Origin of the sequence: Ancylobacter sp. Lp-2 (assembly GCF_020523795.1) — a bacterium.
Taxonomy (GTDB): Bacteria; Pseudomonadota; Alphaproteobacteria; order Rhizobiales; family Xanthobacteraceae; genus Ancylobacter.
Genome location: NZ_JAJALI010000005.1, coordinates 233237 through 246119, shown reverse-complemented (window position 1 = coordinate 246119; position 12883 = coordinate 233237). Strand labels below are relative to the sequence as shown.

Annotated in this window: 11 protein-coding genes; 5 read left to right on the top strand and 6 right to left on the bottom strand. The window is 70.0% G+C overall.

All coding sequences use genetic code 11. From position 1 onward, the window contains the following. The first annotated feature begins 8 nt into the window (after nt 1-8). From LGR54_RS14640 to LGR54_RS14620, 4 genes are all read left to right on the top strand, one after another. Nucleotides 9-1205, top strand: a complete 1197-nt coding sequence (locus LGR54_RS14640) for a dihydrodipicolinate synthase family protein (protein WP_230362729.1) — start codon at nt 9-11, stop codon at nt 1203-1205. 356 nt (nt 1206-1561) lie between these two features. Continuing rightward, on the top strand, nt 1562-2425 hold the full coding sequence (locus LGR54_RS14635; RefSeq protein WP_230362883.1) for a sugar phosphate isomerase/epimerase: 864 nt from the start codon (nt 1562-1564) through the stop codon (nt 2423-2425). Nucleotides 2426-2477: 52 nt separating this feature from the next. Continuing rightward, on the top strand, nt 2478-3155 hold the full coding sequence (locus LGR54_RS14625; protein ID WP_304512003.1) for a TetR/AcrR family transcriptional regulator: 678 nt from the start codon (nt 2478-2480) through the stop codon (nt 3153-3155). 145 nt (nt 3156-3300) lie between these two features. After that, on the top strand, nt 3301-4683 hold the full coding sequence (locus LGR54_RS14620) for a PLP-dependent aminotransferase family protein (RefSeq protein WP_230362728.1): 1383 nt from the start codon (nt 3301-3303) through the stop codon (nt 4681-4683). Between the two features lie 127 nt (nt 4684-4810). On the opposite strand, the gene LGR54_RS14615 is transcribed toward LGR54_RS14620, so the two are convergent. The 3 genes from LGR54_RS14615 to LGR54_RS14605 form a co-directional block, all read right to left on the bottom strand. Further along, the gene (locus tag LGR54_RS14615) at nt 4811-5209 is read right to left on the bottom strand and encodes a DUF983 domain-containing protein (protein ID WP_230362881.1); all 399 of its coding nucleotides are present in this window, start codon (nt 5207-5209) and stop codon (nt 4811-4813) included. A gap of 82 nt (nt 5210-5291) precedes the next feature. Then, nucleotides 5292-6827, bottom strand: a complete 1536-nt coding sequence (locus LGR54_RS14610; protein WP_230362727.1) for a GMC family oxidoreductase — start codon at nt 6825-6827, stop codon at nt 5292-5294. A 100-nt stretch (nt 6828-6927) separates the two neighbouring features. After that, nucleotides 6928-7665: a FadR/GntR family transcriptional regulator gene (locus tag LGR54_RS14605; protein WP_230362726.1), complete on the bottom strand. Its 738-nt coding sequence runs from the start codon at nt 7663-7665 to the stop codon at nt 6928-6930. A gap of 395 nt (nt 7666-8060) precedes the next feature. Between LGR54_RS14605 and ppaT the strand changes: the two genes are divergently transcribed. Then, on the top strand, nt 8061-9236 hold the full coding sequence (gene ppaT, locus LGR54_RS14600) for a pyridoxamine--pyruvate transaminase (protein WP_230362725.1): 1176 nt from the start codon (nt 8061-8063) through the stop codon (nt 9234-9236). Between the two features lie 20 nt (nt 9237-9256). On the opposite strand, the gene LGR54_RS14595 is transcribed toward ppaT, so the two are convergent. Genes LGR54_RS14595 through LGR54_RS14585 form a run of 3 tightly spaced genes read right to left on the bottom strand, consistent with a single transcriptional unit; the run spans nt 9257 to nt 12855 of the window. After that, nucleotides 9257-10192 (bottom strand): ABC transporter permease, encoded by a 936-nt coding sequence (locus tag LGR54_RS14595; RefSeq protein WP_230362724.1) that lies wholly within the window; start codon nt 10190-10192, stop codon nt 9257-9259. A gap of 12 nt (nt 10193-10204) precedes the next feature. After that, nucleotides 10205-11290 (bottom strand): ABC transporter permease, encoded by a 1086-nt coding sequence (locus tag LGR54_RS14590; protein WP_230362723.1) that lies wholly within the window; start codon nt 11288-11290, stop codon nt 10205-10207. Beyond that, nucleotides 11287-12855, bottom strand: a complete 1569-nt coding sequence (locus LGR54_RS14585; RefSeq protein WP_230362722.1) for an ABC transporter ATP-binding protein — start codon at nt 12853-12855, stop codon at nt 11287-11289. Before LGR54_RS14585 ends, LGR54_RS14590 begins: the two co-directional genes overlap by 4 nt. Nucleotides 12856-12883: the final 28 nt, after the last annotated feature.

Below are 12883 nucleotides of genomic sequence, written 5' to 3'. Positions count from 1 at the left end.
ATCACGCGATGAACTCCATCGACCGCACGCTCACCGCCCTTTCCGTCACGCTGCCGCTCGCCGGCGGCGGGGTGGAGAACTTCCGCCTATCAGTGCCGCGCGATTTCCCCGATCGTCCGGCCGGCCCGATGAACCGCGTCGCCTTCTCGGCCGGCCATGTGGTGGCCGACCCGCTCGCCGATGTCGACCCGTGGCTGACGGCGGCGGTGGACTGGGACCGTACCATTGCCTTCCGCGAGCATCTGTGGGACCTCGGCCTCGGCGTCGCCGAAGCCATGGATACCGCCCAGCGCGGCATGGGGCTGGACTGGCCGACCTCGCTGGAGCTGATCCGCCGCTCGGTCGAGGCCTCGAAGGCGCGCGCCGAGCCCGGCCTCGTCTCCTCCGGCGCCGGCACCGACCATCTCGCCCCGGAAAACGCCAAAAGCCTCGACGACGTCATCCGCGCCTATGAAGAGCAGGTCGCGGCGGTGGAGGGCGTCGGCGGGCGCATCATCCTCATGGCCTCGCGGGCGCTGGCGAAGGTAGCAACCTCGCCGGACGACTATATCCGCGTCTACGACCGCATCCTCTCGCAGGTGGCCGAGCCGGTGATCATCCACTGGCTGGGCGACATGTTCGACCCGGCGCTGGCCGGCTATTGGGGCGATGCCGACGCCGACCGCGCCATGGACACAGCGGTCGCGGTGATCAACGCCCATGCCGCCAAGGTCGACGGCGTGAAGATCTCCCTGCTCGACAAGGACAAGGAGATCGCCATGCGCCGGCGCCTCGCGCCCGGCGTGCGCATGTATACCGGCGACGACTTCAACTATGCCGAACTCATCGCCGGCGACGATCACGGCCATTCCGACGCGCTGCTCGGCATCTTCGACGCCATCGCCCCGGCGGCCTCGGCGGCGCTGGTGGCGCTGGCGGCCGGCGACCGGGCGAGCTTCGACGACATATTGGAGCCGACCGTGCCGCTGTCGCGGCATATCTTCAGGGCGCCGACCCGCTTCTACAAGACCGGGGTGGTGTTCATGGCCTATCTCGCCGGCCATCAGGACCATTTCACCATGGTCGGCGGGCAGGAGAGCACCCGCTCGACGCTGCACCTCGCCGAGCTGTTCCGCCTCGCCGACCGCGCCGGCCTGCTCGCCGACCCGGACCTCGCGGCCGCGCGAATGCGTGCCGTGCTGGCGGTGCGCGGCGTGGAGGGGTGAGAGGGCGGACGGAGCCGCGCCCTTCCGGGCGCTGCCGGTGATCAGAGATCTGCATTGGGCGCGGCAGGCTCCCTCTCCCCGCACTGAACTCGGCTGTTGCCGAATTCAGCATCTGGCATGGCCAAGTTCGGGTGCCCTCTCTCCTCGTGGGGGAGAGGGGTGGGGTGAGGGGGCTCGACGCTTCCCGATGTAGCCGCCTCACCGACCCGCTTCGCGGCCACCTCTCCCCACTGGGGAGAGGACAAGAAAGAGGGAGTCTCCCAGCCACCGTCGTCCGCGAGGGGCTTCATAGCCATCCAATTCTAGAGGAGCCCCATATGGGCCAGCACACCTCTCCCGCCGCCGCCGCTCCGGTGCTGCGCGATTTCTCCGCCGATCACCGCCATCTCTCGATCAACACCGCGACGGTGCGCCGGCAGGGCGACCTCCTCGCCATCATCGAGGCCTGCGCCCGCGCGGAGATCCCGGCCATCTCGCCCTGGCGCGACCAGGTGGCGGGCGTCGGGCTCGACCGCGCGGTGCGGGCGGTGCGCGATACCGGGCTGAAGCTGTCCGGCTATTGCCGGGGCGGCATGTTCCCCACCGATCCCGCCCGCCTGCCCGAGGTGCAGGAGGACAACCGCCGCGCCGTCGACGAAGCCGCCGCCCTCGGCGCGCCCTGCCTGGTGCTGGTGGTGGGCGGCCTGCCGCAATTCTCCCGTCCCGGCTCGGCGCCGTCGAAGGATATCGGCGGCGCCCGCGCCATGGTGGAGGACGGCATCGGCGCGCTCATGGACTATGCCGCCAAGGCCGGCATGAAGCTCGCCATCGAGCCGCTGCACCCGATGTACGCCGCCGACCGCGCCTGCGTGAACACCACCTCCCAGGCGCTCGATATCTGCGACCGGCTCGATCCGTCCCGCACCGGCCGGCTCGGCGTGGCGCTCGACCTGTTCCATGTCTGGTGGGATCCCGAGCTCTCCGCCCAGATCGTCCGCTGCGGCCGCGACCGGCTGCTCGCCTATCATGTCTGCGACTGGCTGGTGCCGATGGCCGACATGCTGAACGACCGCGGCATGATGGGCGACGGCGTGATCGACCTGAAGGGCATCCGCGCGCAGGTGGAGGCGGTCGGCTATGCCGGCTTCAGCGAGGTGGAGATCTTCTCCGAGCGCTGGTGGGGCCTGCCGATGGACGAGGTGCTGTCCACCTGTATCGCCCGTCATCGCGCCGTCGTATAGGAAGGCCGGAGACCTTCCGGGCGGGAAAACGGGAGGCGGGGACGTGAACGAGATGGCAGCCGGCAGCAAGCTTCGTCCCGCCGGGGACGGGACGACGGATGCGCCGCGCGAGGTACGCGCGCGCGATCCCGAGCGCACCCGCGCCAGCATCCTCGCCGCCGCCACGGTGGAATTTTCCGCCCGCGGCTTCGCCGGGGCCGGCATCGACGCCATCGCCTCGCGCTCCGGCGCCAACCGGCGGATGATCTACCATTATTTCGGCTCCAAGCGCGGCCTGTGGCTGGCGGTGCTGGAAGGCGCCTATGAGCGGGCCCGCATGTCCGAGGTGGCGCTGCATCTCGACGAGCTGGCGCCGGAGGCGGCGATGCGGGCGCTGGTGACCTTCACCTTCGACAGCTTCATCGGCGACCGCACCTTCATCAACCTCCTGAACAGCGAGAACCTGCATCAGGCACGGCACCTGAAGGAATCCGCGCGGGTGAAGGGGCTGCATTCGCCGCTGATCGGCCTGTTGCAGGGCATCCTAAATCGCGGCATCGCCGCCGGGGTGTTCCGCACCGGGGTCGACCCGGCGCAGTTGTGGATCTCCATCGCCGGCCTGTCCTATTTCTACTTCTCCAACCAGTTCACCCTGTCGGTGATTCTCGACCGCAATCTGCAGAGCAAGGCCGAGCTCGACGAGCGCCGCGCCCATGTCGCCGACCTCATCGTCCACGCGCTGCTGGCCTGATCACGCAAATCGCGCCGGATCGGCCGCATCGTCCACCGCACCATACTGACGCGACAGCCGCGTCGCGGCCTCTGGCGGCGCGCGCGTGAAGCCGTTATTGTCAGCCCTATATTGTCTCGAATGTATGGGTTCTGTCGGAGGGGCCATGGCGAAGAGCGGGGCGATCCTGCCGTGGCTGCGGCGCTTCTCCGAGGCGGCGGGCCCGCGCTATCTCCAGATCGTGGCGATGATCGAGGAGGCGGTGCGCGCCGGCGGGTTGCGGCCGGGCGAGCGGCTGCCGCCGCAGCGCGATCTCGCCGCTCGCCTCGGCGTCGACCTCACCACGGTGACGCGGGCCTATAACGAGGCGCGCCATCGCGGCCTCGTCGACGCCGTCACCGGGCGCGGCTCCTTTGTCGCGGCGCGGCCGGAAGCCTCCGCCTTCCTGCTCGACCTGTCGATGAACATCCCGCCGCCGCCCAAGGGCGTGCGGCTCGCCGACAAATTGCAGGACGGCCTGTCTGAGGTGCTGCGGCGCTCCGATGTCGACCTGCTGATGAGCTATCACGTCGGCGCCGGCTCGCTGGCCGACCGCTCGGCCGGCTGCCTGTGGCTGCAACCGCTGCTTGGCGGCGTCGACCCGCAGCGGCTGATCGTGGCCCCCGGCGCCCAGTCGGCGCTGGCGGCGCTGCTCGGCCTGCTGGCGCGGCCGGGCGAGGCGGTGGTGGCGGACCGGCTCACCTATCCCGGCCTGCGCACGGCGGCACGGCAACTGGGCCTGCGCCTTCAGGTGGCGGAAGGCGATGAGGAGGGCATGTTGCCCGACGCGCTGGAGGCGGCGCTGGCCGCCAGCGGCGCCCGGCTGCTCTATCTCACGCCGACCATCCAGAACCCCACCGCCGTCACCCTCTCCGCCGCCCGCCGGGAGGCGATCGCCCGCATCGCGCGGCAGCGCGGCGTCGAGATCATCGAGGACGATCCCTATGGACGCCTCGCCGGAGATGCGCCGCCGCCGCTCGCCGCGCTGGCGCCGGAGCAGACCTATTACGTCGCCACCCTGTCCAAGACGCTGACGCCGGGCCTGCGCACCGCCTTCGTGGTGGCGCCGTCGGCGCGGCAGAGCGAGGCGCTGGTGACGGCGCTGCGGGGGCTGATCCTGATGCCGTCGCCGCTGATGACGGCGCTGGCGGTGCACTGGATCCGCCTCGGCGTGGCGGAGGAACTGCTCGGCGGTATCCGTCGCGAGGCGGCGGAGCGCCAGCGCGCGGCGGCGGAGATCATGCCGGTGCCGGGTCGGGCGCATCCGCATGGGCTGCATGTCTGGCTGCCGCTGCCGCCGCACTGGGACCGCCATCGCCTCATCGAGGCGGCGCGGCAGGAGGGGCTGGGCGTCACGCCGTCGGATGCCTTCTGCATCGAGGGACCGGCGCCCGACGCCGTGCGGCTGTCGCTCGGCGGCATTCCGGATCGGGCGCGGCTGCTGGCGGCGCTGCGCACGCTCGCCGGCATCCTGGCGGACCGGCCTGTCGCCGATCCGATGATCGTCTAGGGAGTTTTCCGGCGAGGTGGTGCCGGTTCGCGTGAAGAAAATGCGTGTTGACAAACACTTATAGAAATTCCGGCGAGCTGGCGTTCGCCGGAATTGCTTTAGGGCGCGGGCCCGGGGCGGGCGCGGCTCAGGCCGCCGGCCCGCTTTCCTGCGGCCGCACGAGGCGCCCTTCCTCCGCCTTGTAGAAATACTGCGCCGCGACCAGCCAGCCCTTCAGCGGGCGCAGCGGCGGAATGCAGGTGAGCAGGATCAGCGGCAGGCTGGTGGCGAGATGCACCCACCAGGCCGGCTGATAGGCGATCTCCAGCCACAGGCCGAAGATCACCGCCGGCACGCACAGGAACATCATCACGAAGAAGGCCGGCCCGTCGGCGGGATCGGCATAGGAATAATCGAGCCCGCAGACCTCGCAGCGCGGCTTCAGCTTCAGGAAGCCCTCGAACATGTGCCCCTGGCCGCAGCGCGGACACAGGCCACGCACACCGGTCCGGTACGGCGACAAGGGAGGCCACTGCACGTTGGACATGGGATTGTGAGGCATGACGCTCTCCTTCCGGCTGTTAACACCAGATAAGACCGCATGCGTACAATGTCAATATTGTATGTATCTAGGTCTTGTCGGCGAATCCGGCCGCGAAGGTCTCGGCGATAGCGAGGATCGCCGCATGCACCGGGCCGGAGGTGATGGAAGGAATCACTGACGCATCAACGACATAGAGCCCCTCGAATCCCCGCAACTTCAGCCCCGCGTCCACCACGCTCTCCGCATCCTTCCCCATGCGGCAGGTGCCGACCGGGTGATGGTGGGTAATGACCGCGCGGGCGAGGAAATCGTCGATCTCCGCCTCACTGCGGACGTCGATGCCCGGAAAGATTTCCGTTTCTTTCCAGTCACTTAGCGCCTCGCCGTGGCCGATCTCGCGCGCCAGCTCCAATGCCCGCCGAGCGAGGCGGCGGTCATGTTCGGTGGAGAGATAGGCGGGATCGATGCGCGGCGGCGCCTCAAGGTCGGGTCCGGTGACGGTGAGGCGGCCGCGGCTGGTCGGGTGGGTGACGCCGGAAAGGATTGTGTAAGCCGAGCCATAGGCCGGCGCGGCGAAGCCCTCCGAAACGCTGGGTGCCGCCACGCAGCCGAGCACCACGTCGGGCGGCCCGTCCGGCCGCGTCGGGTCTTCAGCATTGAGATACATGAGAGATTCGGAATGTTGCAGCCGCGACGGCGGCACCTCGCGGCGGGCGCGATAGACGTTTCCGGCGGTCAGCAAATGGTCGTGCAGATTGCCGCCGACCTCCTTGCGGTCGGCGAGGCAGGCGATGCCGGCGGCCTTGAGCTCCTCCGCCGGTCCGATCCCCGAGCGCATCAGCAAAAGCGGCGAGGCGATGGCGCCGGCGCACAGGCAGATACGTTCGGCGAAAAGCTGCTGCGGCTGCCCGTCGATCTCGGCGAGCACCCCGGTCACCCGGTCGCCGTTGAGGATCAGCCGGTGCACCCGGACGCCGGTGAGCAGTTCGAGATTGGGCCGGCCGAGAATCGGCATGAGATAGGCATCGGCGGCGCTGACCCTTCTGCCGTTGCGTATGGTCAGCGAGTTGGGCGCGACGCCGTTGAGCGGGCCGGCATTGTGGTCGCCGATGGCCGGCACGCCGCGCGCGAGGCCCGCCGCCATATAGGCGCGCACCACCGGGCTCAGTTCCTCGTCGGGCAGGTAGACGGTGAGCGGTCCGCTGCCGCCATGGACGGCGCTCTCGCCACCGGAAAAGCTCTCGCTGCGGCGGAAAGCCGGCAGCAGTCCTTCATAGGACCAGCGCGCGTCGCCGGTCGCCTCGGCCCAGGCGGCGAAATCCGCCGCGTGGCCGCGCACATGCGCCATGGCATGCAGGCAGCTCGACCCGCCGACGATGCGCCCGCGCGGCCAGGGATGCACCCGCCCGGCGGTGCCGGCCTGCGGCACGGTGCGGTAGGCCCAGTCATAGGGACGGTCCTGAAGGCTGGGCCATTTCTGCGGAATGGCGATATCGGGATCGGTTGGTTGCTCGCCGGCTTCGATGAGGCCGATCTTGAGGTCGGGATTCTCCGACAGCCGGGCGGCGAGAACGCTGCCGGCCGAGCCGGCGCCGATAATCAGCACATCGAAGGTCTTCATTGCATCGTCTCCGCGAGGCGTCAGGCAAGGAAAGGGCGTTTCCGCGAGCGAGGGCGCGCGGAGCGGGCAGGTCTCGGTCGGCGAGAAGTGCGAGCTGGGCCTAGGTCAGCCCGCCGGGCGCCAGCCGCCCGACGATCTTCTGCTGGAGGGTGGCGAGGTGCTGCCACATGCCGCGCTCGGCCGCCTCGGGATCGCGCGCGGCGATGGCCTCGGCGATCTGCCGGTGCTCGGCGTCGCGCAGCTTCACGCGCTCGGGCAACAGGGTGGCATCGCTGTCGGTGAAGCGCAGCCGGCCGTCGCTGGCCACCCGGTGCAGCAGCACATAGAGCTCGGAGGCGAGGGCGTTGCGCGCGCCCGCCGCGATCGCCTTGTGGAACACCATGTCGGCGCCGATCGGGTCGGCATCCGGGTCGGTGGTCGCCGCGCGCAGGATGCGGTCGATCTCCACCGGGCTGGCGCGCAGCGCCGCCAGCCGTGCCAGCGCCGGCTCCAGCATCAGGCGCAGTTCCATCACCTCCAGCGGATTGGTGGAGTTGATCAGGTTGCGGCTGCTGTCGAGGCCGGAGGAGGTCGAGGCGCGGCGGCCGGCGCGGGCCGGCTCCAGTTCGCCGCGGGCGCGCAGCACGCCGAGCGCCCGGCGCAGCGTGTGGCGCTTGACGTTGAGCTCCTCGGCGACGGCACGTTCCGGCGGCATGCTGCCGGTGCGGGCGATGATGCCGCGGATCGATTCCACCAGTTCCTCGATCCCGCCCGGCTCGCGGCCTTCCGCGCCGGAGCGGTTCTGGGCTCCGGACGGCCTGCGCGCCTTGCGCCCGGTCTTGTCCGCTATCGCGTCCATCGAGGTTACATCCGTTCTCGTGTGGGGGCCGCCGGCCGCGCATCGATCCGCTGATGGCGCGGCGATTGCCGATCCCGCCACCAAATGTACGAGCGGGACCGCCCAGTTACAATATTGGTTGCCATCTGGTCGAGACCAAAACGTTCTGTCGCGGCAATCCCCCGTTGTGGGGCACTTGCTTCCCTGTTGGAAGAGCGCCCCTGAAAAGCTCGAAAAACGTTGCGGAAACGTAGATCGGTCGATCCTTCCAGCCCACACGCAATCGCAGTTGCCCCAGAGCGCGGCTGGTGCCAATGTTGAACCATTGTGGCGAATTCGGTCGAATTTTGGTTGGACATCGTCTCCGCCGAACGACCGGATCTCCCGCGAACCCGCCAACGATCCAGAGCGAAGCCATGCGTTACGCCCCGTCCGATCTGCCGGTCTTCACCTTGACCACCGGTCCCGTCGACGCCTATCCCGCCGTGCTGCGCGGCCTCGCCGCCACCGTGCTCTATGACTACGATCCCGCCTTCCAGGCGACGTATCAGCGGGTGGCCGAGAAGCTCGCCACCGTGGTGAAGGCCGAGACCATGCCGGTCGTCCTGCAGGGCGAGCCGGTGCTCGGGCTGGAGGCGGCGGCCGCCTCGCTGCTCGGGCGCGGTGACGTGCTGCTCAACCTGGTGTCCGGTGTCTATTCCAAGGGCTTCGCGGGGTGGGCGGCTCGCTCGGGGGCCGAGATCGTCGAGCTGGCGGTGCCCTATGACCGCGTCATCGATCCCGCCGAGGTGGCCCGCGTGCTCGCCGAGCGGCCGGACATCACCGTCGTCGCGGCCTGCCACCACGATACCCCGTCCGGCACCGTCAATCCGGTAGCCGAGATCGGTGCCGTCGTGAGACGCCATGGCGCGCTGTTCCTGGTCGATGCGGTGTCGTCCTTCGGCGGCATGGCGGTCGATGCCGAATCGGCCGCCATCGACCTTCTCGTCGCCGGCCCGAACAAGTGCCTGGGCTGCCCGCCCGGGCTGACCATTCTCGGCGTGTCCAACCGTGCCTGGGCGAAGATGAAGGCCAATCCGCAGGCGCCGCGCGCGTCCATCCTGTCGATACTCGACTGGGAGGATGCCTGGCGCGCCGACCGGCCGTTCCCCTTCACCCCCTCGGTGGCGGAGATCAACGGGCTGGAGGCGGCCATCGACCTCTATCTGGCCGAGGGACCGGAAAAGGTCTGGGCGCGCCATGCGCTCACCGCCCGCGCCTGCCGGGCCGGCATTGCCGCCATGGGGCTGGCGATCTGGCCGGCGGAGGAGAGGTTCGCCTCGCCGACCTGCACCGCGGTGAAGACACCGGACGGCATCGACGAGGCGCAGCTCCGGGCGGAGATCCGCGCTCGCTACGGCGTCGTGCTGTCCTCCGGCCGTGGCGAGACGCTCGGCAAGCTGACCCGCATCGGCCATATGGGCCCGACCGCGCAGCCGCTCCATGCCGTCGTCGCGTTGACCGCGTTCGGCGGCGCGCTGAACGCCCTCGGCCACAAGGTGGATGTCGGGGCGGGCGTCGCGGCGGCGCTCGCCACTATCGACGCCGGCTGAGATGGGCTTGCGGGGCGCCATCATCGCGCGCCCCGCACATAATGGGTGCCGAGAGCCGGCGGCAGGCTGGCGCGGCGACCGAACAGCACGAGCACCATCAGCACCGCCGCGAAGGGCAGCATCTGGATCACGTCGGTCGGGATGCTCACCCCGGCGACCTGCAGCGCGGTGGTAGCCGACAGGCAGGCGCCGAACAGCAGCGCGCCGCAGAGCACCCACAGCGGGCGGCCGCGCGCCTGCATGGCCAGCACGATGCCGATGAAGCCGGCGCCATTGGTCATGAACGGGACGAAGATGCCGGCGCCGACCTGCGACATGAAGGCGCCGCCGATGCCGGCGAGGAAGCCGGTGATCAGCACGGCGCAGGTCCGCACCCGCGCCACGTCGACCCCGGCCGCGTCGAGTGCCGCCGGTTTGTCGCCCGCCGCCTGCAACGAGAGGCCGAACTGGGTCGAGCGGAAGACATAGGCGGTCACCGCCACCGCCAGCACCGCGAGATAGGCGATGGGCGGGCGGTCGAACAGCGCCGGCCCGATCACCGGGATCGCCGACAGGCCGGGAATCGCCAGCGTCGGCACCGCCGGCAGGCGGGGATAGCTCTGGGCGAACTGGAAGTGATGCAGCAGCGCCGTGAGCCCTTCGGCGCCCAGCGTCAAGGCGATGCCGATGACGATCTGGCTGAGCCCCATGCGGATGCAGAACAGCGCCATCGGCGCCGCCACCAGCACGCCGCCGAGCCCGCCGCCGAGAAAGCCTAGCCACACCGAGCCGGTATAGTAGGCGACGACGAAGCCGAGATAGGCGCCGAACAGCATCATGCCCTCGATGCCGATATTCAGCACGCCGGCCTTCTCGGAGATCTGCTCGCCGAGCCCGGCCAGCATCAAAGGCAGGCCGGCGGTGAGCGCGCCGAGCACCAGCGAGGTGAGGAAAGCTTCAGTGAACAGCCCGGACATGGTCGCCTCCGCTCACTTGCCGGCCGCGCGGCGGCGCTGGTCGAGATATTCGGTGATGCCGAGCATGATCAGTAGGATCGCCACCACCACGAGGGTGAAGAAGTTCGGCACCCCGGTGCGCCGCGCCGCGCTCTCGCCACCGATCGACAGCACCGAGAACAGGAACACGAAGGCGATGGAGGCGAAGCCGTTGAATCGCGCCAGGAACACCAGCGGCACCACGGTGAGGCTGTAGGCCGGGTTCCAGTCGGCGCGCACATTGCCCTGCACGCCCATGATCTCGACCGCCCCGGCGAGCCCGGCCAGCGCCGCCGAGAGGGCGAAGGTCGCCATGGTCAGCAGCGGTACGTTGAGCCCGGCATGAACAGCCGCGCGCGGATTGGCGCCGACGATGCGCAGCTTCAGCCCGAAGGCGGTGCGGGTCATCAGCAGGTGCACCGCGACGATGGCGACGAGGCCGATGATCAGCCCGCTCGACACGGTGGTGTCGAACAGGCGCGGCAGCCGGTCGGCGACGATCAGCGTGCGCGTCTGCGGCACGGTGGTGGCGGGATCGCGAAAGGCGAGCTTCACCAGCACATTGGCGAAGGACACGCCGAGAAAGGTCATCATCAGCGTGGTGATGATCTCGTTGACGCCCTGATAGGCCTTCAGCAGCGCCGGCAGCAGCGACCACACCGCCCCGACCATGGCGCCGACCGCAAGGCCGACCAGCAGCACCAGCCAGACCGGAAGATACGGCACCAGCAGCGGGCCGAGCGCGGCGACGATCACCGCCGAGAGCAGGAACTGGCCGTCGCCGCCGAGATTCCAGATGCCGGCCCGGAAGGCGACGATCAGCCCCGCCGCGATCAGCAGCAGCGGCCCCATGCGGGTCAGCGTCGCCTGCAGGCCATAGGGGTTGATCAGCCCGCGATCGACGACATAGCCATAATAGGCGATGGGGTCGACGCCGAGTGCCAGCAGGACGAGGCCGGACAGCACGATGGCGCCGAGAACCGGGCCGAGCGCCATGGCGACGAGGCGGAGACGCTCGCGCCAGGCGCCGCTGCGCCGGGCGAGGAGGGCGTCGCCGCCGATCTGTGTGGTTTCGCTCATGCCGTCACGCCGCTCATCAGTTCGCCGACCCGGTTGCGGGCGCCGGCATCGTTGTCGACCACCCCGACGATGTGCCCGCGCGACATCACCGCCACGCGGTCGGACAGTTCGAGCACCTCCTCGAGGTCGGTGGAGATCAGGATCACCGCCAGTCCGCGATCGGCCGCCTCGCGGATGCGCTGGCGGGTGGCGCGGATGTTCTGCACGTCGAGCCCGTAGGTCGGCTTGGCGAAGATCACCGCCCGCGTCGGCCCGGACAACTCGCGCGCCAGCAGCGCCTTCTGGATATTGCCGCCGGACAATTTGCCGATGGCGGTCTCGATGCCCGGCGTGCGCACGTCGAACTCGCTGACCAGCCGCCGCGCATGGTCGGCGATCGCCTCGGGCTGCTCGATGCCGCGCCGCCAGAACGGCGCCTCGCCCACCTGCTTGAGCAGCAGGTTGAGCGAGATGGGGAAGGAGCCGACCGTGCCCTCGCCGAGGCGGTCGTCGGTGACGTAGCGCAGGCCGCGCTGCCGGCGTCCGCCGACGTCGAGCCTCTCGATCGTCTCGCCGCCGAGGCGGATGCGGCCGGCGGCGAGGCGCCGCTGGCCGGCCAGCGCCTCGGCGAACTGCTTCTGGCCGTTGCCGTCGATGCCGGCGAGCCCGACGATCTCGCCGGGCGCCACGGAGAGGTCGATGCCGGCGACCGGCACCGACGGATCGTCGACCGCGAGGCCCTCGATCTCCAGCACCGGCGCGCCGTTCGGTCGCGTGCGGACCGTCGTGGCGACGGCCTCAGTGGCAGTGGCGCCGGTGCCGAACATCAGGCGGACGATTTCCGCCGTGGCGGCGGCGGGGCCGAGCGCGGCGAGCCGTTCCGGCGCGATCTCGCCCACCTTGCGGCCGAGCCGCAGCACGGTGATGCGGTGCCCGAAGGCCAGCGCCTCGTTGAGCTTGTGGGTGATGAACACCACGGCGATGCCGAGCTTCACCAGCCGGCCCATCAAGGCGCCGAGGTCGTCGGCCCCCTTGGGCGTCAGCATGGCGGTCGCTTCGTCGAGGATCAGCACGCGCGAGCCGCGCATCAGCGCCCGCACGATCTCCACCTGCTGCTGCTCGCCGAGCGACAGCGAGCCGACCTTGGCGTGCGGATCGATGGTCACGCCGATATCGGCGCAGACGGCCGCCATCTTGCGGGCGACGCCGTCGCGATCCGGCCGGGACCACCAACTGCCGCCGAGCGCCATGTTGTCGACGACGCTGAGCGAGGGCACCAGCATCGAGTGCTGGAACACCGTGCCGATGCCGAGCTCCAGCGCGCGGGCGGGTGAGGCGATGCGCACCTCGCGCCCCTCGACGAGGACGCCGCCCTCGTCCGGCAGTTGCAGGCCGGAGAGCATGCCGACCAGCGTCGACTTGCCGGCGCCGTTCTCGCCGAGCAGCACATGCACCTCGCCCGGCCAGAGGTCGAACGAGACGCGGTCATTCGCCACCACGCCGGGAAAGCGCTTGGTGACGTGATCGAGCGAGACGACCGGCCGGGCATCGGCCAATGGCTCTGAGGGACTGAGGGTCTGGGTCATGATCCGAACAGGGGACGGCCGCCGGCGC

Coding starts and splice junctions, on each gene's coding strand:
- LGR54_RS14640 (WP_230362729.1), top strand. CDS start 9: ATGAACTCCATCGACCGCACGCTCACCGCCCTTTCCGTCACGCTGCCG.
- LGR54_RS14625 (WP_304512003.1), top strand. CDS start 2,478: ATGGCAGCCGGCAGCAAGCTTCGTCCCGCCGGGGACGGGACGACGGAT.
- LGR54_RS14620 (WP_230362728.1), top strand. CDS start 3,301: ATGGCGAAGAGCGGGGCGATCCTGCCGTGGCTGCGGCGCTTCTCCGAG.
- LGR54_RS14615 (WP_230362881.1), bottom strand. CDS start 5,209: ATGTCCAACGTGCAGTGGCCTCCCTTGTCGCCGTACCGGACCGGTGTG.
- LGR54_RS14610 (WP_230362727.1), bottom strand. CDS start 6,827: ATGAAGACCTTCGATGTGCTGATTATCGGCGCCGGCTCGGCCGGCAGC.
- LGR54_RS14605 (WP_230362726.1), bottom strand. CDS start 7,665: ATGGACGCGATAGCGGACAAGACCGGGCGCAAGGCGCGCAGGCCGTCC.
- ppaT (WP_230362725.1), top strand. CDS start 8,061: ATGCGTTACGCCCCGTCCGATCTGCCGGTCTTCACCTTGACCACCGGT.
- LGR54_RS14595 (WP_230362724.1), bottom strand. CDS start 10,192: ATGTCCGGGCTGTTCACTGAAGCTTTCCTCACCTCGCTGGTGCTCGGC.
- LGR54_RS14590 (WP_230362723.1), bottom strand. CDS start 11,290: ATGAGCGAAACCACACAGATCGGCGGCGACGCCCTCCTCGCCCGGCGC.
- LGR54_RS14585 (WP_230362722.1), bottom strand. CDS start 12,855: ATGACCCAGACCCTCAGTCCCTCAGAGCCATTGGCCGATGCCCGGCCG.